This is a genomic window from Haemophilus sp. oral taxon 851 str. F0397 (genome assembly GCF_000242295.1).
In the GTDB taxonomy this organism is placed as follows: domain Bacteria; phylum Pseudomonadota; class Gammaproteobacteria; order Enterobacterales; family Pasteurellaceae; genus Haemophilus.
The window spans coordinates 1-22,289 of the sequence record NZ_JH591072.1; the positions used below are offsets into that span (position 1 = coordinate 1).

A 22,289-nucleotide genomic window follows, 5' to 3' on the forward strand; every position below is an offset into this window, starting at 1 on the left:
TATTTGACTCTACGCAAGTAAGCGAAACTGAAATTATAGAGATTATTCATAAAACAGGTTTTTCTGCTCATATCAAACAAGCCAACGAATTACCAATAGAAGAAAAAAATATATCAATCCCTTGGCGATTAATCCTACTTTGGATAATCAATATTCCATTTCTGATTGGTATGCTTGGCATGATGAGTGGCTCACATAACTTAATGTTGCCACCTATTTGGCAATTTGCATTAGCGAGCATTGTGCAACTTTGGTTAGCCATTCCATTTTATCGCGGAGCAATCGGTAGTATTCGTGGTGGACTTGCCAATATGGATGTCCTTGTCAGTACAGGAACGCTCACCATTTATCTTTATTCTGCTTTCATGTTGTTTTACCACGACAATCATGCAATGGGACATGTGTACTTTGAAGTTTCTGTTATGGTGATTGGTTTTGTCAGTCTTGGAAAATTTCTTGAAGATCGCACTAAAAAGCACAGCCTAAATAGCTTAAGCATGCTCTTGCAACTGACACCGAAAAAAGTCACTGCTCTGCGTAATGACAAATGGACTGAAATTGCTCTTGACCAAGTCAATATTGGCGAGATCATTCGTGCCAATCAAGGCGAGCGTATTGCAGCAGACGGCATAATTGAAAGTGGAAATGGGTGGTGTGACGAAAGCCATTTAACGGGTGAATCTCGTCCAGAAGAAAAACAGAAAGGTGGAAAAGTATTAGCTGGGGCGATGGTAACAGAAGGTTCTATTATCTATCGAGCGAATCAACTTGGTAGCCAAACCTTACTTGGCGATATGATGAATGCATTATCAGATGCGCAGGGCTCAAAAGCACCAATTGCACGATTTGCAGACAAAGTTGCGTCAGTGTTTGTGCCAGCTGTATTAGTGATTTCACTTGTTACTTTCGCGTTAACTTACGTTCTGACGAATGATAGTGTGTCTTCACTTATTCACGCGGTATCCGTGCTTGTGATTGCTTGCCCTTGTGCCTTGGGATTAGCCACACCAGCATCCATAATGGTTGGTTTAGGTAAAGCGGTCAATGCTGGCGTATGGTTTAAAGATGCAGCAGCAATGGAGGGAACTGCCTATGTGGATACCGTTGTACTTGATAAAACTGGCACACTAACAAAGGGAGAGCTTGAAATTTCAGCACTATGGCAACCACAAAGTGCGGTGTATTCTGAAGACGATTTGTATCGTTTTGCCGCAGCCGTTGAACGACAAGCTAACCACCCAATTGCAAAAGCTATTGTGCAAGCAGCAGAACAAAAAATGTTAGACATTCCCACCGCACTTTTTTCAAAGATGGAAGTCGGTCAAGGCATTCAAGCCGAATTAGAACAAGTAGGAACAATAAAAGTAGGCAAACCAGATTATTGCGGTTTAATCTTGCCTAAAAATTTAGAGGATATCTGGCAAATTGCGAGCATTGTCGCGGTATCTATAAATAATAAACCCATTGGCGCATTTGCGCTGACGGATACCTTAAAAAACGATAGCTTGCATGCCATTCAACGCTTACAACAGCAAAATATTGATGTAGTAATTATGAGTGGCGATCAACAATCTGTCGTGGATTATATAGCAAAACAGCTCGGCATTAAGAAAGCCTTTGGTGGACTCAGCCCTAGAGATAAGGCGGAACAAATTCAAAAGCTGAAAGATCTTGGTCATGTTGTAGCAATGGTAGGTGATGGAATAAATGATGCGCCTGCTTTAGCCGCTGCAAACGTCAGTTTTGCGATGAAATCAGGTTCAGATATTGCAGAACAAACGGCCTCAGCAACGCTTATGCAACATTCGGTAAATCAACTTGTGGATGCGCTTTTTATTGCAAGGGCAACCTTGAAAAATATCAAACAAAATCTATTTTTTGCATTGATTTACAATATTCTCGGCATACCCCTTGCCGCTTTCGGTTTTCTAAATCCAGTGATTGCAGGCGCCGCGATGGCGATGAGTTCAATTTCCGTATTGATGAATGCCTTAAGATTGAAAAAAGTGCGGATCTAATTTCATTTATTTTTATACGCAATCGGTGTCGTGATCGCACCGATTTTTTTGTCGTTGAAAATTACCGCACTTTTGATAAAAAAATTTTAACTTGATCACAATTTTAGAATTTGCTCTTTGAGATTCTCTATTTATCGGCATAACATAATACTCAAATTTTGTTAGGGCATATTTTGCTCTGCAAATTGACAAATTTAAGTAATTTATGCTTTGGAGCAAACTATGAAACCAACAGAAAAACTCAAATGGAACAAATTTGATGCAACATGGATGTTAAACCTTTTCGGTACGGCGGTTGGCGCTGGCGTCTTATTCCTACCGATTAACGCTGGGATGGGTGGATTTTGGCCGTTAGTTTTAATGGCAATTATCGTCGGACCAATGACCTATTTTGCTCACCGAGGCTTAGCCTATTTTGTACTTTCATCAAAAAATCCTGGCAGCGATATTACTGAAGTAGTGGAAGAACACTTTGGTAAAACAGCGGGTAAACTTATCACCCTACTTTATTTCTTCGCGATTTTCCCTATTCTTTTAATTTACGGTAACGGTATTACTAACACTGTCGATTCTTTCATTGTGAATCAACTTGGCATGGCATCGCCAAACCGAGCTATTCTCTCTTTTGTATTAATTGCAGTATTGATTTCCGTCATGCTATTTAATGAAAAAGTGATGTTAAAAATCACAGAATGGCTTGTTTACCCATTAGTATTAATTTTATTCGCACTTTCTATTTACTTAATTCCAGAATGGAATGGTGCGATGTTACATGAATTCCCAACAGCAGGCGGTTTTGTCACCACATTGTGGCTTACGATTCCTGTATTGGTATTCTCATTTAACCATTCACCAGCAATTTCATCTTTCACTTGCTCACAATTCCGTGAATACAAAACTTTCGATGGTGCAGAACGCCATATCGGCCATACAGAAAAAGGCACCTCAACGATTTTGTTATTCTTTGTAATGTTCTTCGTATTTAGCTGTGTATTAACATTAACACCTGAAGAATTAGTAGCGGCAAAAGCACAAAATATCAGTATTTTGTCTTTCTTAGCGAATAAATTTGATAATCCATATATCTCTTATTTTGGCCCGCTTGTTGCATTCTTAGCGATTACTAGCTCATTCTTCGGTCACTATATGGGCGCACGTGAAGGCTTAGAAGGCTTATATTTGAAAATGAAAGGCGAATCTGTAAATCGTAAAAAACTCAATTATGCGACCGCTCTTTTCTTCTTATTAACGTTATGGGGCGTGGCGATTATTAATCCTAGTATCTTAGGCTTAATCGAATCTCTTGGCGGCCCAATCATTGCGATGATATTGTTTATCATGCCAATGTACGCGATTCGCAAAATCCCAGCGATGAAACGCTACAGCGGACGTTTCAGTAATGTTTTTGTAACGATTATGGGATTAATCGCTATCTCTGCGGTTGTTTATGGATTATTATAAGCGCCCTTTAAAGTTTAGCGAATTTTGAGAAATTTATGATTAGCGTATTTGATATGTTTAAAGTGGGAATTGGGCCATCCAGTTCCCACACTGTCGGCCCGATGAAGGCTGGCAAACAATTTATAGATGACTTAATTGAACGAGATCAGTTTGAACAAACCGCTGAAATTCATGTGGATGTATATGGTTCTCTTTCGATGACAGGGAGAGGACATAGTACGGATATCGCCATCATTATGGGGTTAGCGGGTTATTTACCACATAATGTGGATATCGATATGATTTCAGGTTTCATCGAGAAAGTGAAACAAACAGCTCTTTTACCAATTAATGTTGGTCAAAAAACGGTAAAATTTGATTTTGAAAATAACCTCATTTTCCACCGCACTTTTTTAAAATTGCATGAAAATGGCATGACAATTACCGCTCTTGATGAAAATCGCACAGAACTTTATCGCCAAACCTATTATTCGATCGGGGGTGGTTTTATTGTCGATGAAGCTCATTTTGGGCAAGAGGAAAAAACCACTGTCCAAGTGCCTTATCCTTACAAAAATGCAGAAGATATTTTGACACATTGTAGTGATAACGGCTTAATGCTTTCCACCGTGATGCTAGAAAATGAAGTCGCCTTGCATGGCAAAGAAGCTGTTAGTGCTCATTTAGATAATGTCTGGAAGACGATGCAAGCTTGTATCGAACACGGTATTCATACTGAAGGGATTTTACCTGGGCCATTACGAGTACCACGTCGTGCTGCTTCTCTTTATCGTATGTTGCAAGCAAATACTAATTTATCTAACGATCCAATGCGTGTGATCGACTGGGTTAATATGTTTGCGCTTGCTGTCAATGAAGAAAATGCAGCGGGTGGACGCGTAGTCACAGCTCCAACCAACGGTGCATGCGGGATTATTCCAGCAGTATTAGCTTACTATGAGAAGTTCATCTCACCATTAACACCTGAAATCATTGAACGCTATTTATTAGCAGCAGGAATGATTGGTTCACTTTATAAAATGAATGCTTCGATTTCTGGCGCAGAAGTGGGTTGCCAAGGTGAAGTGGGTGTAGCCTGTTCAATGGCTGCTGCAGGACTAGCTGAAATTCTGGGTGGCAATCCACTGCAAGTATGCATCGCTGCTGAGATTGCAATGGAGCATAACTTAGGATTAACGTGCGACCCTGTCGGCGGTCAAGTTCAAGTACCTTGTATCGAACGCAATGCAATTGCTTCAGTAAAAGCAATCAATGCATCACGTATGGCTTTACGCCGTACCACTAATCCAAGAGTAACCTTGGATAAAGTGATTGAAACAATGTATGAAACAGGCAAAGACATGAACGCCAAGTATCGCGAAACATCTCAAGGCGGACTTGCAGTTAAGATTGTTTGTAACTAACAAGCAACAAAAAAGTTAATAAATCAGAATCAAATTATTTTTATTGATTATTTCATATATTAAAGAGGGAAATACATTGAAAACAACAATTCTAAGACATCAAATAAATAAAGTGAATATATTTTTTCATTTGTCGCTTTTGATTTTTTCATTCCTAACAAATATTGGCTTAGGGAAAGCCCATACAGGAAACATTTTTTCATCTAGCCATATTACATTATATATTTTTCTAATATTAATATTTTCATCATCAAGAATCATTGGCTTGATTACGTCTAGTATATTATTTATAACCTCTATAATTTATTATCCAGCAGGAGTATCTTATGGCGGTCCCTCTTTTGGAATTATAGCATCAATATATGAAACTAACATAAACGAAACATTAGAGTATTTATCTTCAATCCCAAATTATATTTATGCTTTAATGTGTATTTATTTTTTTGTGTTAATTAGTGTAATATATTCAAGCAAGCAAGCAAGCAAATTTATCACATCGAGAAAGAAGAAAAAAACATTCATTTTAATATGGATAACTTTACTTTCTTACGTATTAATAAAACCAATTAATGGCATTATAAAATCAAAATCATCTGATATTTCTTATTCATATTACTTTTCTCAATCTAAGTTATATCCATTATCTTTTTATTCTGAAACAGTCAGGGTAGTCTCAGAGTACTTCAAACAAAAGCACTTTCTTGATCGAGCGTTTGATGAAGATTCCAAATGGCACATTGTCTCTGTCTCACCTAAATATAAGAACTACATTCTTATTATTGGTGAGAGTATGAGAAAGGATTATATGTCCTTATATGGTTATCCAATCAAGACAACTCCATTCTTAGATAGTATAAATGGTACTATTTTTAATAATTACTATTCTGCAGCACCAAATACACAACCATCGTTACAAAGAACACTATATAGGCAGGAAAATTATAAAACTGTTTATACTGACAATATAATTTCTCTATTAAAATTAGCAAATATAAAAACATATTGGCTTTCAAATCAAGGGAAAATGGGAGAATTTGACACTATGGCGTCCCGCTTGGGAGTTAATGCAGATTACAATTTTTTTACAAGAGATTTATGGTATGACACTGAGAAAAAATTTGATACTGAATTATTGCCAAAATTTAAAGAGATTTTGGAAAAAGAAAAAAATACAAATAAATTAATAGTATTACACTTAATGGGGTCGCACCCAATCTTTTGTGAAAGATTACCTTATAAAGTTGAAAATTATTTCATCAATCAACAAATGTCTTGTTATTTAGAATCAATAAAATACACCGATAAATTCATTGAAGATATAAATAAGTTATTAATTAAAAATAATGAATCTTTTTCCGTGATATATTTTTCAGATCATGGTTTAGCACATAAAAATGATTCCTTACATGTTAGTAATTTATATAAACAAGACTACGAAGTTCCATTTATTATGTTTTCAAGTGATTCAATTAAAAGAATAGAAATTAATGAAAAACAATCGGCATTTAATTTTATGTATGGTTTTACTCAATGGCTAGGAATAAAAGAAAAACATTTATCTGGAGTTGATTTCTTTAATCCTAAAGAGCAAAAAATAAAAGTTTTTGACTGGGAAAATATTATTGATGTTAATTTACTAAAAGATGACCCAGCCAAGCTACATTGATAAAACTAAAGCCTTGATAATCAAGGCTTTAGTTTTTCTATCTAAAATAATGGTAATTATAATGATACCCGACACTTGGGACTACAGGGATAACCGGTAGCGAACTTCTCACTCGCGTTTTAACCTTATTATCACTCGCATTCAATTTTAAGTTAGTATCAACTTGACTTGCCACTTTATCTTTCTGCGCCTGAGTAACCGTATTACCACTTGTTACACGAGTGTTATACTCTTGCACAGCCTTCATATCATAAACACCGCCACCAGTTTGTTCTGGTTGAGATGAACATGCTGCTAAACCTAAAATTGCACAACTAACAAAAACTATTTTTCTCATTAAATACATCCTATTTACAAATTACATCAGTTAGCACTGCCCTGCCTTCTGATACATAATTCGCTGCTTTTTCCTTTAATGTTTTATTTTCTTTTAACTGAATACGCTTAGATAAATCTTTATCTGTAATTGAATAAACTGGCACATAACTTAAATTTTGAGGATCTTTTTGATTATAAATCGTCGCCCCCGTTACACTACCGTAATATTCACTTTTATCATTTGGCGAAAGATAATTGTGAGTTGAATTTGTATAATCTACACCTCTTTTCACTTTAAATCCCTGACAAATGCCTGCTGGAGACTCAAAAACACTCTCCGATGAACTCATCTCGTCAATTTTATAAACTTTTAACTCAATACTTTGTGCAAGTTTCTGCACATCATTATCAGAAACATTTGAGCTAAAAGCCTTTTTATCTTTTTCATCAACATAAGTTACTGAGCTAGACATTCCTTCTGCAAGAGATAAGCGTGGTATAAGCAAGCTAATCAGCATGCAACAAAATAAAGAAAAAAATGTGTGATTTTTATAATCCATTTACCGTTTTCCTTCATATCTTGGCCTGTATTTCTCACATGAAATACGAACAACTAGCCGCATGTAAGTGATATAACCCCACTATACCAAAAAGGCTTGTATGATACTAGATTATTTTTCTGGGGTAATACTTTTTGATTTTTCTTCATTTTGAGCTTCTAAAGCATCACGTGCGGCACGAATACTTTTTTCGATTAATGGAACACGCTCATCATCTTTAGGCATTAAACGTAGCATCATCGCCCAAGTCACTGCCGCCATTTTATAATCTTCCGTTTCAAAATAACGGAATGCGAGTAAACTCAATGCTTCAATGTTAGTGTGATCTTGACGAATCACTTCACGCAATAAATCGCCACCTTTAAGTTTATCAGTCGCATCTTCAGAGAACATCAATATACGAGCATAACCTAATTTATATTGCACATTATCTGGTTCAAGTTTGTTAGCTTTTTGATAGCTATCAAATGCCAAACGCGCATCACCTAAATTCATCCCAATTTGACCAAGCATCCACCATTTTTTTGCATCAGTTGGATTTTTCTGCAAATCGATTCGAAGTGCGGTAGAAAATTGCTGCATTTCTGCATCAGAAAATGGATTTTTATCTTCATCTTTCATTCGTTCAAAGAAATATGGCAATTTCGCATAAGTTTGCTCTAGCATCGATTCAGCTTGCCAAGATCCCACCATAAAATAAGAAGAGCCCGCGATAATTCCTAGCGCCAACACGCCAGACGCAAACCACACTTTTCCATAAGATTTGCCTGAAGAATCCACATTCTCTTGAACCTTGCTCGGCACATCATCAAGCAAGGTTTTCTGTAATTCTTGTTTGAGTTGCTCAACATTTTCAACTAAACCTTGGGAATTATCTTGCTCAATTTCTTCCAAGCGCGAGAAATATAACGCCTTATTTAAATCATCACGTTTTTGCCCATGTTTCACTTTGAATTGACGCAATAAAGGATAAAAACAAATTAACGCCACAACTAAAGTGGTTAATATAAAAATTAATGCAAAATTCATCTATTTATCCTTGTTTAATAATTCTGCCAAACGCTCATTATCTTCATCAGTTAAAACATCTTGGGATTTCACCGCACTTTGAGCTTTTGGTTTACGTCTTAATAAAAATACCACGCCTAACAACACAAGCAATAACGGGGCAATCCATAGCACTAATGTACTCGCTGTCATAGGTGGATCGTAAGTTACAAAATTGCCATAGCGCGCCACCATATAATCCACCACATCATTTTTCGATTTGCCTTCTTGTAAAAGCTCAAATACTTTGCCACGCATATCCACAGCGATAGTTGCATTGGAATCCGCAATATTGTTATTTTGACATTGAGGGCAACGCAAAGATTGTGTTAATTGGTGGTAATCACTCTCTTGCTGTGGAGAACTAAAATTAAGCGCATCAATGGATGAAAACGCCACTGAGCTAAACAAAAGTGCGGTCAAAAATAGCCATGTTTTTTTCATTATTGTTGCTCCGAAAGTTTGTCATAAATTGGTTTTAAAGTCTGAGTCCAAACTTTCTCGTTTACATCACCGGCATAACGATAATGAATCACGCCTTTACCATCTATAATAAAAGTTTCTGGCGCACCATATACCCCTAAATCCAAACCGAAAGAACCTTTTTCATCTTTTAAAACAACTTTATAAGGATTGCCAAGATCTTTTAACCACTTCATTGCTTTAGGTGATTCATCTTTATAATCTAAACCTATAATTCGCACACCGTCTTTAGCAAGTTTGTTTAAATATTGATGTTCGGCATAACAAGTCGGACACCAAGTCGCCCACACATTAAGCAAAACTGGCTTACCTTGTTGAAACAATTCAGTCGTGTAAGCTTTATTTTCAAACAACTCCGTTAAATTTTTTGCTGGCACAGGCTTTCCAACCAAAGCAGATTCTAGTGCTTTAATATCTTCACCTTGCGCATTACGTTTTAATTGCACTAAAAATGCAATTGTTATCGATAAAAAGAGAATAAGAGGAACGAGTAATTTTTTTTTCATTTTTTACCGCACTTTTTTATTAACTTTGCTCCACCCATTTATGGGGGGAGCTGTCACGAAGTGACTAAGGGGGGATATCGTAATCCCCCTTCCGCCCTTCGGGCACCTTCCCCCGCAAGCAGGGGAAGGCAAGAATAAAACTATTTCTTCAACAACGCATTAAACCGATAGCGTCGATCGAACATACACAACAATCCACCTAAAGCCATAAATAAGCCGCCAATCCAAATCCAGCGAATAAATGGCTTGTAATATAAGCGTAACGCCCAAGAATTGTCCTCAAGTTTTTCACCAAGTGCCACATAAAGGTCACGAGTTAAACCACCAGCAATAGCGGCTTCCGTCATAGACATCCGACTTACTGTGTAAAAACGTTTTTCTGCGAATAAACTTGCCTCTGGTTGCCCATCTTTAGAAATATCAATTTGCGCTTTTCCACCAATATAGTTTGGACCGTTTTCATCCGTCACACCGGCGAATTTAAAATCGTAACGACCAATTTGTGCGCTCTCGCCGACTTTCATTCGAACATCACGTTCTACGCTGAAGTTTTGGCTAAAGGCGATCCCCCAAACAGTCATTGCTACGCCTAAGTGAGCTAACATCATACCCCAATGAGAACGAGATAGTTTGCGTACGCCAACAAAAAATGGTTCACGATGCGTCGCACGTTGTTGCAGTTCATAAAGCGCAAGTAACACGATAATCACGGTCATCATTGAACCAAGCACCGAACTCACGGTAATTTTATCTTGCAAGAAGTAAGGTAACGCAAAACCTGTAATCACCATAACAAATACGCTGATAACAACAGGCGTACGAATTGCAGAAAATTGGTCTCTACGCCATTTCACTAAAGGTCCAATACCAAGCAATAATGCAAATGGTGTCATAATAATTAAGAACATTTGATCAAAGAATGGCGCACCAATAGAAATAGAACCTAAACCAAGTTGTTTGTGAACGAGTGGTAACAACGTTCCTAAGAATACAACGCAAAGTGCGGTCATTAATAAGATATTATTTAATAACAACATACTTTCGCGTGAATAGCGTTCTGCATTATCACGAGAGCGAATTTGACTGCCTTTATACGCATAGAGCGCAAGCGAACCGCCAATCACCACAACGAGATAAGCCAAAATATACAAACCACGAGTTGGATCCGATGCAAATGCGTGAACTGAAACTAAGATACCAGAACGAACTAAAAACGTACCGAGTAAACAAAGTGAAAAGGCTAAAATCGCAAGTAATACCGTCCAAGCTTTGAAAGAACCACGTTTTTCTGTCACAGAAAGAGAGTGAATCAATGCTGTACCAGCAAGCCAAGGCATAAACGAGGAGTTTTCTACTGGATCCCAGAACCACCAGCCACCCCAGCCAAGCTCATAATAAGCCCACCAAGAACCGAGTACGATACCTAAAGTTAAAAATATCCAAGCGGCAAGCGTCCAAGGACGTGACCAACGCGCCCAAGCTGAATCTAATTTTCCAGTCATTAAGGATGCAATCGCAAACGCAAATGCCACAGAAAAACCGACATAGCCCATATAAAGTAATGGAGGGTGGAAAATCAAGCCTACATCTTGCAACATTGGATTAAGCTCTTTTCCGTCCACTGGGAAATCAGGGAAAGTACGCGTAAAAGGATTTGAGGTGAACAAGACGAACAACACAAAACCTACGCTAATAATCCCCATAATACCAAGCACGCGAGCAACCGCTTCTTGGGGTAAATGTTTACTCAACAAAGCAACGGCAGATGACCAAACGGCGAGTAACCAAATCCACAGTAATAAAGAACCTTCATGAGAACCCCATACGGCAGACAAACGATAATAAATAGGTAAAGCCGTATTAGAGTTATTCACGACATACTGAACACTAAAATCATTTACTGCGAATAAATAAAATAATGCAGCAAAAGCAATGCTTAAACTTGCCAATAAACCATAAGTCATTGGGCGAGCTAATGCCATTAATTGTACATTGCCTTTTTCGGCCCCCCACAAAGGGAAAATCGCTAACATAAGCGATACGGCTAAACTTAAAGCCAGCGCATAATTTCCTAATTCAGCAATCATTTTGCGCCTTCTTTTTCTTGACGATCACGTGTGCTTTCGCCTTTTAAATCCGCATCACCGATACCCATTGGTTTATGCACTTTTTGCATTTTTTCACCTAATTCTGGTGGCACATAATTTTCATCGTGTTTAGCCAATACTTCTGTCGCGGTTAAGACGGTTGGCTGAGTTAATACACCTTGAGCCACAATACCCTGCCCTTCGCGGAAAAGATCCGGCAAAATACCTTCATATTCAACAGTGATCGCAGGGCCAATATCATTTAAATCGAACCGCACTTTCAAGCTTTTTGGATCACGCACTACTGTGCCTTCAACCACCATACCGCCAACACGAATACGTTGCCCTACTTCAGGTTTTTGATTCGGGTTATTATCCTTACCTTGAATCACTTCAGATGGCGTATAAAACAAGTCGATATTTTGACGTAACGCATACAGCATCAATCCACTTGCAATAGCAATGCCGAGCACAACAAAAATGACTAATTTAAATCTGGATTTACGTCTTGGATTCATAGTGTGTTCCCTTTATTTGCTTGTTGTAAACGTTCTTCGCGTTGTTGCTCACGCAATACATTTTGTAACACTGTCTTGCGTTGTTTTACACTTTGAACAATTAAGGCAATCACTGCCACTAAACTTACTGCATAGGATAACCATACGTAAAAACCATAGCCACCCATATTAAAAAAATCACTCCAAGTCTGGAAAAACATAAAATATTCCTTATAAAAATCGCTAAAAACTAACCGCACTTTATTTCAGTGTTTGAGCTAATGCTTTAACCCAAGGACGTTTCGCATCTTCTTTCAATAATTCCACGCGATAACGAACTAAAGTAAGCCAAATATACAAGGTTAAAAAACCGAAGATACACAAAATTAATGGAACCAACATTGGAATTGCAATGGATGGTTTTTCCAGTTTAGTGATACTCGCACCTTGATGTAACGTGTTCCACCATTCCACAGAAAAATGAATAATCGGTAAAATCACGACCGTTGTAATGCATAAAATCCCAGCCGCTTTTGCCCCTACGTTACGATCTGAAAAAGCAGAATAAAGCGCTAAGATACCAAGATAAAGAAAGAATAAAATCAATTCTGCAGTTAAGCGAGCATCCCACACCCACCAAGTGCCCCACATTGGTTTACCCCAAATGGCGCCCGTAACAAGCGATAAAAAAGTAAACAATGCACCAATTGGCGCCATTGCAATCATGGCGAGGTGAGCTTGCTTAATTTGCCACACAAGGGCAACCACAGCCGCAATCGCCATTGAACCGTACACTCCCATTGACCAAATCGCTGTCGGCACATGAACATACATAATTCGGAAACTATTACCCTGTTGGTAATCTGCTGGGGCGAATGCTAAGCCCCATACAATGCCAACACCGAGTAAAATAAGTGTTAAAAATGCAAATAGCGGACTCAATTTACCGCAGATACGATACTGAGTTTCGGGTTTTGCATAAGGATGTAACCACTTCCACATAAAAAAGATCCTTAAAAATTTAAGAGAAAAACCACCGCACTTTTATACGGTGAAATGAAATTAATTATCTAAACTAATTCGCAGTGCCACAGCGATGGCAAAAGGCGAAAGCGTTACTGCGCCAACCATCATTGCACCTAAAATCGCCAGTTGCCCTCCATAAGGCACATTTAGTCCTGCTGCCTCTAATACTGATGAGGCAAAAATTAAAACAGGAATAAACAACGGAACAACAAGCAAACTCAACAACACGCCCCCTTTTCGCAATCCCACCGTTAAAGCCACGCCAATTGCACCAATACAACTCAATACAGGAGTGCCCAGTAACAATGTCAAAACCAATGCCCACCAAATATTGACCTCAAGAGAAAGTAACAAAGCGGCAATAGGTGATAGCAAAATAAGTGGCAAACCAGTGAGCAACCAATGAGCAACGACCTTGGCTAAAGCCGTCATCGGCAAAGGCTGCGCGGTTAACATTAATTGTTCAAGAGAACCATCAATAAAATCATCACGGAATAAACGTTCAAAAGAAAGCAATGCTGAAAGTAACGCGGCTACCCATGCAATACCTGGTGCTATACGGGAAAGCAATTTTGGATCTGGTCCAATAACAAGCGGAAACAAAGTAATCACAAGCAAAAAGAACCATAGCGGATTTAAAATCTCCGCATTTTTGCGCATCGCAATTTGAAGTTCGCGTTTAATTATTTCTAAAAAAATCATTAAGTTATTCCGCTTTGTAAGCCGCTAAATTCAATTTTTGCAGATGAGGACTTGGCACTTCTTGGTGGCTGGTCAATAATACAATACCTCCACGTTGAGCATGCTCATCAAAAAGTGCGGTTAGAATTTCCACGCCTTTTTTATCAATCGCAGTAAACGGCTCATCTAAAATCCATAAGGGTGCTTGAGACAGCCATAAACGACCTAACGCGATACGCTTTTGTTGTCCAGCAGAAAGTTGTGCGGCTGGCAAATCTTCACGACCTAACAATCCCACTTTCTCAAGCAAATCCCACAAAATATCAGTATTTTGTTCAGCTTGACTAATTCGTTGATAAAACTGCAAATTTTCCCATGCGGTTAATTCTGGTTTTACGCCCGAAAGATGACCTAAATAAAGCAAATTCTGATGATACTGTTCACGTTGTTTAGAAATTGCTTCAGCATCCCACCGCACTTCGCCTTCTAAAGGTTGAGCTAAACCAGCAAGAATACGCAATAAACTGGTTTTACCTATGCCGTTATGCCCTTCAATTTGTACAAAATCACCGCTATTAAAATCGCAAGTCAAAGCACGAAAAAGTACGCGCTCGCCACGTTGACAGGATAAATTTTGCAGAGATAACTTGTGTGGTTCAAACATAATTGCATAGGGAAAATAAAAAGTGGCGGTATTCTATCACAAGAGAAACATTTGACGAGATTCTAGCCCCCAAAACAAATAACTCTTTAGGTGTAGATCGATAGGTTTATTGATTTAAAACAAGGTTTAATAAATTCGTCTATTAATGCAAAAGGAAAAACATTTAATGATCTAAATCAAAATTTTTGCTATTATTTGCCCACTTTTGGTTATAGACCAAAACCCTCAACGAAATTTGTCTTTACATAGAAGGAATAAATTATGGCTTACACTCTACCTGAATTAGGCTACGCCTACGATGCATTAGAACCACATTTCGATGCGCAAACAATGGAAATCCACCATAGCAAACACCACCAAGCTTATGTAAACAATGCAAACGCTGCATTAGAAGGTTTACCTGCTGAGTTAGTGGAGATGTGCCCAGGTCAATTAGTTTCTAGCCTTGACAAAATCCCTGCAGAAAAACGCGGCGTATTACGCAATAACGCTGGTGGTCATGCAAACCACAGCTTATTCTGGAAAGGTTTGAAAAAAGGTACAACCTTACAGGGTGCATTAAAAGATGCTATCGAACGTGATTTCGGTTCTGTAGATGCATTTAAAGCTGAATTTGAAAAAGCAGCCGCAACTCGTTTCGGTTCAGGTTGGGCGTGGTTAGTATTAACTGCTGAAGGTAAATTAGCCGTTGTATCAACAGCAAACCAAGATAACCCATTAATGGGTAAAGAAGTGGCAGGTTGTGAAGGTTTCCCACTTTTAGGTTTAGACGTTTGGGAACACGCTTACTACTTAAAATTCCAAAACCGTCGTCCAGACTACATTAAAGAGTTCTGGAACGTGGTAAACTGGGATTTCGTTGCAGAACGTTTTGAACAAAAAACAGCACACTGCAACTGCGCAAAATAATCAATATTGAAGAAGCCTAGCAAATGCTAGGCTTTTTGTTTTCCAGATATACCAAATACAAAAATGCGGTGAAAATCCACCGCACTTTATTCTTTTTTATTTATCCCTCAATCCCTTCAAACAGAGCTGTACTTAAATAGCGCTCAGAGGCTGAAGGCAAAATAACAACAATGAGTTTATCAGCAAATTCTGGTAATTTAGCTAGGCGATCTGCAGCCGCGACAGCTGCGCCAGATGAAATACCTGCAAGAATGCCTTCTTCTGCCATTAGGCGACGAGCTGTGGCAAGAGCGGTATCACTATCAACGGTTTCTACACGATCAATAATAGATAAATCTAAATTTTTTGGAATAAAACCTGCACCGATGCCCTGAATTTTGTGCGGGCCTGGTTTTGCTTCTTCGCCCGCTAAAGTTTGAGTAATAACTGGAGATTCCGCTGGCTCAACCGCAACAGAAGTGATTTGTTTACCAAAATCTAATTTAATCGCACGAGAAATACCCGTAATTGTGCCACCTGTTCCTACGCCAGCAACCACAACATCGACTTTACCATCCGTATCTTTCCAAATTTCAGGACCTGTTGTTTCTCGATGAATTTGTGGGTTGGCTGGATTTTCAAACTGTTTAAGCATGACATAGCGGCTTGGATCAGAAGCAACAATTTCTTCCGCTTTCGCAATCGCGCCTTTCATTCCTTTTGTGCCTTCGGTAAGCACTAAATTCACACCCAATCCGCGCAATAAACGTTTTCTTTCTAGGCTCATTGTTTCTGGCATGGTGAGCGTGATTTTATAACCTCTAGCGGCTGCAACATAGGCCAAAGCGATACCTGTATTACCGCTCGTTGCATCTACAATTTCTTTTCCTTTCGTGAGCGTGCCATCTTTTTCTGCTTGCCACACCATATTCGCTCCAATACGACATTTTACGCTGTAGCTTGGGTTACGACCTTCAATTTTCACCACCACATTGCCGTTATGACCAAAATGTTTTAAACGCACAAGTGGCGTATTTCCGATAGAATAAGAATTGTCTGCATAAATTGTCATAATATTTCCCTTTTGTTGGACTTCGTTAATGTTGGTTTATTTATAGCACCGCACTTTTGATTAAAAAAATAGTTATTTGATCTATTTTATAACTGTAGGCTATTTAACAATCCCTGTATTTTTTGAACGAACATCAAGCCCTGTTTGAGATGAAGAACGGTTATTCATATTAAAACGTAAGCCATTACGATAATTTTCCACCCACATCACCGTCGCACCACATACTGCAACAGGCATAATTAATAAATTAATCACAGGCACAAATGTGCAACAAGTCACTAATCCACCAAAAGTTAAACTTTGAGTTCGTTGATTGCCAAGCGCATTTTTCATGATATCAAAAGAGACTTTATGATTATCAAAAGGATAATCACAATATTGAATTGCCATCATCCAACAAGTGAACAAGAAAGTAAGTACAGGCACGATGGTTTGCCCAACCAAAGGAATAAAACTCAGTAAAAACAAAGCGATAATTTTGGGTAGGCTATAACGTAATTTTTGCCATTCTCGAGCAAGCATACGAGGCACATCTCTCATTACATCCACAAGACTATCATCATTAATATTTTCACCTGTCAGCATTTTTTCTACTTTTTCCGCTAGCAAGCCATTAAAAGGGGCGGCGATAAAGCCGGAAAGTGTGGTGAAAGTAAAATAAAAGAGCAATAAAATTGTTAAAATGGACAGGGTTAACAAAATTACACTAAGAAAACTCAGCCAGTCTGGAATAAAATTCATCACCCAATCAATAGCGCTCGTAATTTGGCTAATAAAAAGCCAAAATAAACCACAAAGCAAAACAGTATTGAGCAAAATTGGAATAATAACAAACCGACGCAAACCTTTTTGTGTGATGTAATGCCAGCCCATTACAAAATAATGGAAACCAGATTTTAATTCATTGGGGTTCAACATTTTTCTTTCCTTTCAATAAAAATACGCCTAAAACAGACCGCTCTTTTCCCTTAAAATTCCACGCATTGAAGTATTTTTTCACCTACTGAAATATGGTAGGATTAGCGCCATTAATAGTATTCTCGCAGGACTAGCACGCGTAAGGAATAAAGATGGATTTAAATACAATTTTGATTATTGTGGGCATTTTGGCACTTGTTGCCTTAATCGTGCACGGATTATGGTCAAATCGTCGTGAGAAATCAAAATATTTTGATAAAGCTAATAAATTTGACCGCACTTCTCATGTGCAAAGATCACATCCTCAAGAAGATACGATGCCAACAAATGCTAATTTGTCTCACGTCACTACAGCTCAAGCAAATGCACCAATTCGTCATCAAGTCATGCCTAATGCAGCTGTGACTCAAGAACCTGTTGATTATAGACAAAGTGAAAAAAGTGTCGATGACATTAAGATTTCAATTCCAAATGTTCAACCTGTTTATGATATGGGAAATCATCGTTCAGAGCCGTTAAAGCCGACTCAACCACAATATGATATGCCGACATCAAATAGCATTGCGAATATGACATTGGAACAAATTGAAGAACAAAGCCAAAATGCTAGTTTCGATGGAATTAATTCATCATCACCAGAATTAAGAGCGCAACTTGCGGAATTAGCTCACGAAGAACGTCAAGTGGACTACAACGTATCTTTTAATGAACCAAAAGCAGAAACCACAACTAAACCGAAACAAAAAACTGGCTATATTCAACTTTATCTTATTCCAAAATCTAGCGACCAATTCAATGGTGCGAAATTAGTACAAGCACTTGAAAACTTAGGGTTTATCTTGGGTGAGGATGAAATGTATCACCGCCACTTAGATTTAAGTGTGGCAAGCCCCGTTCTCTTCAGCGTGGCAAATTTAGAGCAACCAGGAATATTCGATTCCTATAACTTAGTAGATTTCAGCACAATGGGAATTGTATTCTTCATGCAACTGCCATCACCAGGTAATAATCTCGCTAATTTACGAATGATGATCCGCGCAGCACATACATTAGCCGAAGATTTACAAGGCATCGTGCTTACTGAAGAACAAGAAATCTTTGATGAAAATGCAGAGCAAACATATCTTGCTCGCGTGTAAATTCATATCTTAAATTTACCGCACTTTTATCTTTATTGAGACAGGCTTTATGCCTGTCTATTTTCACTCTAAACAAGCAAAAAGTGCGGTTATTTTTTCCCGAGAATTTTATGACAAATATTCAAACTCAAATAGATAATCTACGCAAAACCTTACGCCAATATGAATACGAATATCACGTTCTAGATAATCCCATAGTGCCTGATAGCGAATATGATCGTCTATTTCATCAGCTAAAAGCATTAGAACTAGAACATCCTGAATTTCTTACTTCAGATTCACCAACTCAACGAGTTGGGGCAAAACCACTTTCTGGGTTTAGCCAAATTCGCCATGAAATTCCCATGCTCTCTTTGGATAATGCTTTTTCCGATGAAGAATTCAATGCCTTTGTAAAACGCATTGAAGATCGTTTAATCGTATTACCTAAACCACTTACCTTCTGTTGTGAACCTAAACTTGATGGTTTGGCAGTGAGTATTTTGTATGTAAATGGCATTCTCACCCAAGCTGCCACTCGTGGTGATGGCACCACAGGCGAAGATATTACGGCTAATATCCGTACTATTCGTAATATTCCATTACAACTTCTAACAGACAATCCTCCAGCACGTTTAGAAGTGCGAGGCGAAGTTTTTATGCCACACGCAGGATTTGAGCGTTTAAATGAATATGCGCTAGAACATGGTGAAAAGACCTTTGCTAACCCTCGTAATGCTGCGGCTGGCTCTTTGCGTCAACTTGATCCTAATATTACAAGTAAACGCCCATTGGTATTAAATGCTTATGGCATTGGGATTGCTGAAGGAGTTGAACTACCAAGCACTCATTATTCTCGTTTGCAATGGCTAAAATCTATCGGTATTCCAGTGAATCCAGAAATTCGTTTATGTAATGGCACGAATGAAGTTTTAGATTTTTACCGAGATATTCAGAATAAACGAAGCTCGCTGGGTTATGACATTGATGGGACAGTATTAAAAATCAATGATATAGCCTTACAAAATGAGTTAGGATTTATTTCTAAAGCACCTCGTTGGGCAATTGCTTATAAGTTCCCAGCTCAAGAAGAATTAACGGTGCTGAATGATGTTGAATTCCAAGTTGGCCGAACGGGTGCAATCACACCAGTCGCTAAATTAGAACCAGTATTTGTTGCAGGTGTTACAGTAAGTAATGCCACCTTACACAATGGCGATGAAATTGAACGTTTAAATATTGCTATTGGCGATACTGTTGTGATTCGTCGAGCAGGCGATGTGATACCACAAATTATCAGTGTACTACATGAACGTCGCCCTGATAATGCTAAACCAATTATTTTCCCGACAAACTGCCCAGTGTGCGATTCTCAAATTATTCGTATTGAAGGCGAAGCGGTGGCTCGCTGTACAGGAGGATTATTCTGTGCTGCACAACGTAAAGAGGCGTTAAAACATTTCGTCTCTCGTAAAGCAATGGATATTGATGGTGTAGGCGGAAAATTAATAGAACAATTAGTCGACCGAGAACTGATTCATACACCAGTGGACTTGTTTAAACTTGATTTAACTACACTCACACGCTTAGAAAGAATGGGCGCAAAGTCTGCAGAAAATGCTCTCAATAGTCTTGAGAAAGCCAAAAGCACAACTCTTGCTCGCTTTATTTTTGCTTTAGGCATACGTGAAGTAGGTGAGGCCACTGCATTAAATCTTGCTAATCACTTCAAAACCTTAGATGCGCTTAAAGCCGCTGATCTTGAACAACTTCAACAAGTGCCGGATGTGGGTGAAGTTGTAGCAAACAGAATTTTTGTATTCTGGCGTGAAGCGCATAATGTTGCCGTCGTTGATGATTTAATCGCACAAGGCGTACATTGGGAAACTGTGGAAGTAAAAGAAGCCAGTGAAAACTTATTCAAAGATAAAACCGTCGTCCTCACCGGCACTCTCACTCAAATGGGTCGCAACGAAGCAAAAGCATTACTACAACAGCTAGGCGCAAAAGTAAGTGGCTCAGTTTCCAGCAAAACGGACTTTGTCATCGCAGGTGACGCAGCTGGCTCTAAACTCGCCAAAGCACAAGAACTAAATATTACAGTATTAACAGAAGAAGAATTTTTAGAGCAGGTTAATGTTTTAAATTAGTTAAATTAGAATCATATAAATAAAAAGGCCCTTACGAAATAAGGGCCCAAAAAGAACTGAAATAGTATTAATTATTTACCGTCTACACTCACGCCATAGAAAGCATCATAGCCAAATGGGCTTTGTACATAGCCTTTTACGCGTGGACTAAGTGGTGCAAAACCAACAGAATGTGCCACTGGAATCCAAGGTGCCTGATTATGAATGATAACTTGCGCTTGTTTATAAAGTACGGTGCGTTCTTCCTTATTTGTTAATCCGATTGCTTTATCTAGTAATGCATCAAACTCTGGATTTTTAAAACGAGCCATATTGGAATTGCCCGCGTTTGAACTTGCCAATAATGGAGATAAGAAGTTATCAGGGTCACCATTATCACCAGACCAGCCAAAGATACCAGCAGTTAACTCACCTGCTTTCGCACGTTTTTGGTAATCCGCCCATTCATAGGTAACAGGGTTGGTTTTTACACCAACTTTAGCCCAGTCCGCCATGATAAGTTCAGCCATACGTTTTGGATTTGGGTTAGACGCACGTACAACAGGTTGAATCCAAAAATCAGTTTCAAAACCATTTAGGTAACCCGCTTCTGCTAAAAGTTGTTTTGCTTTTTCTGGATCGTACGGATAATCTTGAACTTCATCGTTGTAACTCCAAATTGTTGGAGGAAGTGGATTTTTAGCTGGTGTACCCGCGCCTTGGTAAACCGCTTCAATAATCGCTTTTTTATCCACTGCGTAGTTCAGTGCTTGACGAACTTTGACATTATCAAATGGTGCTTTTTCGGTATTGAATGCGATATACGCTACGTTCAAACCTTTTTGTTCCAAAAGTTGTACTTTTGGATCTGTTTTCATTTTGGCTAAATCCGCTACATTCGGGAATAAAATTAAATCACAAGAGCCAGCCTGTAATTTTGCATAACGTGTTGTCGCATCTGGCACAATATTGATAACTAAACGATCCAATGGCGTTCTACCCTTCCAATAATTTTCATTTGCGACATATTGAGCAGCTTGATCCGTTTTGTAATCAACAAATACAAATGGTCCCGTCCCTACTGGGCGATTATCAATTGTTTCTGGCTTACCTGCTTTCAGCATTGCATCCGCATATTCTGCGGAATAAATAGAAATAAAATCCATACCTAAACTTGCCAAGAAAGTCGCATCTTTTTTGTTCAAGGTAATACGAATTGTGTTGTCATCTAGTTTTTCCACTGATTTTAATAATTCAGGGAATTTCATTGCTTTGAAATATGGATAAGTTCCTTTAGATACATTGTGGTATGGATGATTTGGATCTAACTGACGTTGGAATGAAAACACAACATCATCCGCATTAAAATCACGTGTTGGGGTAAATTCTTTTGTTGTATGGAATTTAACACCTTTTCTTAAATGGAATGTGTAAGTTAAACCATCATCGCTAATTTCCCAGCTTTCTGCTAAAGCCGGTTCAATATCCGTTGAGCCTTTTTTAAATTCAACTAAGCGGTTATACACTTGTTGTGAGCTTGCATTATAAGATGTTCCCTCCATTACAAGTGCAGGGCTAAATCCTAAAGGTGCTTTTGCTGTACAGTAAACGAAAGTGTTGTTAGACGCAGATTTGGTTTCAGCTTGTGCGGTCGGTTTATTTGTTGAACCTGATTGATCACAGGCAGCTAATGCAAGCGTTGCAGCCGCAAGAGTTAGTGTTGCTTTTAACTTCATGATAGTTCCTC

The 22,289-nt window shown here is 38.5% G+C and carries 21 protein-coding genes; 7 read left to right on the forward strand and 14 right to left on the reverse strand.

Annotated elements, in window-relative coordinates; all coding sequences use genetic code 11:
- The 4 genes from HMPREF9096_RS06260 to HMPREF9096_RS0108670 all read left to right on the forward strand — a co-directional run.
- The coding region (locus HMPREF9096_RS06260; protein ID WP_009500084.1) for a copper-translocating P-type ATPase at positions 1-2,018 on the forward strand (2,018 nt) is incomplete at its 5' end.
- A 222-nt stretch (positions 2,019-2,240) separates the two neighbouring features.
- Entirely contained in the window at positions 2,241-3,479 is a 1,239-nt protein-coding gene (locus HMPREF9096_RS06255) for an HAAAP family serine/threonine permease (RefSeq protein ID WP_005634295.1), read from the forward strand.
- A 35-nt stretch (positions 3,480-3,514) separates the two neighbouring features.
- A complete protein-coding gene (locus tag HMPREF9096_RS06250; RefSeq protein WP_009500086.1) occupies positions 3,515-4,882 on the forward strand; it encodes an L-serine ammonia-lyase in 1,368 nt (455 codons plus the stop codon).
- Between the two features lie 76 nt (positions 4,883-4,958).
- Positions 4,959-6,548, forward strand: a complete 1,590-nt coding sequence (locus tag HMPREF9096_RS0108670; protein ID WP_253269207.1) for a phosphoethanolamine transferase — start codon at positions 4,959-4,961, stop codon at positions 6,546-6,548.
- Between the two features lie 37 nt (positions 6,549-6,585).
- Here HMPREF9096_RS0108670 and HMPREF9096_RS06245 read toward each other — a convergent pair whose 3' ends face one another.
- The 11 genes from HMPREF9096_RS06245 to ccmA form a co-directional block, all read right to left on the reverse strand.
- Positions 6,586-6,885 carry a hypothetical protein gene (locus HMPREF9096_RS06245; RefSeq protein ID WP_009500089.1) on the reverse strand — a complete coding sequence of 100 codons (300 nt, stop codon included), beginning with the start codon at positions 6,883-6,885 and terminating at the stop codon, positions 6,586-6,588.
- A gap of 10 nt (positions 6,886-6,895) precedes the next feature.
- On the reverse strand, positions 6,896-7,426 hold the full coding sequence (locus tag HMPREF9096_RS06240) for a hypothetical protein (protein WP_032803304.1): 531 nt from the start codon (positions 7,424-7,426) through the stop codon (positions 6,896-6,898).
- 111 nt (positions 7,427-7,537) lie between these two features.
- Positions 7,538-8,455: a c-type cytochrome biogenesis protein CcmI gene (gene ccmI, locus HMPREF9096_RS06235; RefSeq protein ID WP_009500091.1), complete on the reverse strand. Its 918-nt coding sequence runs from the start codon at positions 8,453-8,455 to the stop codon at positions 7,538-7,540.
- Entirely contained in the window at positions 8,456-8,917 is a 462-nt protein-coding gene (locus HMPREF9096_RS06230) for a cytochrome c-type biogenesis protein (protein WP_009500092.1), read from the reverse strand.
- Positions 8,917-9,462: a DsbE family thiol:disulfide interchange protein gene (locus HMPREF9096_RS06225; protein ID WP_009500093.1), complete on the reverse strand. Its 546-nt coding sequence runs from the start codon at positions 9,460-9,462 to the stop codon at positions 8,917-8,919. Before HMPREF9096_RS06225 ends, HMPREF9096_RS06230 begins: the two co-directional genes overlap by 1 nt.
- Before the next feature lie 140 nt (positions 9,463-9,602).
- Complete coding sequence (locus tag HMPREF9096_RS06220) at positions 9,603-11,549, reverse strand: heme lyase CcmF/NrfE family subunit (protein ID WP_009500094.1); 1,947 nt, start codon at positions 11,547-11,549, stop codon at positions 9,603-9,605.
- Positions 11,546-12,067: a cytochrome c maturation protein CcmE gene (gene ccmE / locus HMPREF9096_RS06215; protein WP_005631161.1), complete on the reverse strand. Its 522-nt coding sequence runs from the start codon at positions 12,065-12,067 to the stop codon at positions 11,546-11,548. Before ccmE ends, HMPREF9096_RS06220 begins: the two co-directional genes overlap by 4 nt.
- Positions 12,064-12,267, reverse strand: coding sequence for a heme exporter protein CcmD (gene ccmD, locus HMPREF9096_RS06210; protein ID WP_005634314.1), 204 nt, complete (start codon positions 12,265-12,267; stop codon positions 12,064-12,066). The genes ccmE and ccmD overlap by 4 nt, the downstream gene beginning before the upstream one ends.
- Positions 12,268-12,307: 40 nt before the next feature.
- Positions 12,308-13,048, reverse strand: coding sequence for a heme ABC transporter permease (locus tag HMPREF9096_RS06205; protein WP_005634316.1), 741 nt, complete (start codon positions 13,046-13,048; stop codon positions 12,308-12,310).
- A 60-nt stretch (positions 13,049-13,108) separates the two neighbouring features.
- Positions 13,109-13,774, reverse strand: coding sequence for a heme exporter protein CcmB (ccmB, locus tag HMPREF9096_RS06200; protein WP_009500095.1), 666 nt, complete (start codon positions 13,772-13,774; stop codon positions 13,109-13,111).
- A gap of 4 nt (positions 13,775-13,778) precedes the next feature.
- Positions 13,779-14,417, reverse strand: coding sequence for a cytochrome c biogenesis heme-transporting ATPase CcmA (gene ccmA, locus HMPREF9096_RS06195; protein ID WP_009500096.1), 639 nt, complete (start codon positions 14,415-14,417; stop codon positions 13,779-13,781).
- A gap of 261 nt (positions 14,418-14,678) precedes the next feature.
- Here ccmA and sodA point away from each other — a divergent pair, with 261 nt between their 5' ends.
- Positions 14,679-15,326, forward strand: coding sequence for a superoxide dismutase [Mn] (gene sodA / locus HMPREF9096_RS06190; protein ID WP_009500097.1), 648 nt, complete (start codon positions 14,679-14,681; stop codon positions 15,324-15,326).
- 100 nt (positions 15,327-15,426) lie between these two features.
- On the opposite strand, the gene cysK is transcribed toward sodA, so the two are convergent.
- Together cysK and cysZ are read right to left on the reverse strand one after the other, a co-directional pair.
- Complete coding sequence (cysK, locus tag HMPREF9096_RS06185) at positions 15,427-16,377, reverse strand: cysteine synthase A (RefSeq protein ID WP_009500098.1); 951 nt, start codon at positions 16,375-16,377, stop codon at positions 15,427-15,429.
- 99 nt (positions 16,378-16,476) lie between these two features.
- On the reverse strand, positions 16,477-17,295 hold the full coding sequence (gene cysZ, locus HMPREF9096_RS06180) for a sulfate transporter CysZ (protein ID WP_009500099.1): 819 nt from the start codon (positions 17,293-17,295) through the stop codon (positions 16,477-16,479).
- Between the two features lie 152 nt (positions 17,296-17,447).
- Between cysZ and zipA the strand changes: the two genes are divergently transcribed.
- Together zipA and ligA are read left to right on the forward strand one after the other, a co-directional pair.
- Positions 17,448-18,434: a cell division protein ZipA gene (zipA, locus tag HMPREF9096_RS06175; RefSeq protein WP_009500100.1), complete on the forward strand. Its 987-nt coding sequence runs from the start codon at positions 17,448-17,450 to the stop codon at positions 18,432-18,434.
- 110 nt (positions 18,435-18,544) lie between these two features.
- Positions 18,545-20,563 carry an NAD-dependent DNA ligase LigA gene (gene ligA / locus HMPREF9096_RS06170; protein WP_009500101.1) on the forward strand — a complete coding sequence of 673 codons (2,019 nt, stop codon included), beginning with the start codon at positions 18,545-18,547 and terminating at the stop codon, positions 20,561-20,563.
- Positions 20,564-20,634: 71 nt separating this feature from the next.
- Here ligA and HMPREF9096_RS06165 read toward each other — a convergent pair whose 3' ends face one another.
- Positions 20,635-22,278, reverse strand: coding sequence for an ABC transporter substrate-binding protein (locus HMPREF9096_RS06165; protein WP_009500102.1), 1,644 nt, complete (start codon positions 22,276-22,278; stop codon positions 20,635-20,637).
- Positions 22,279-22,289: the final 11 nt, after the last annotated feature.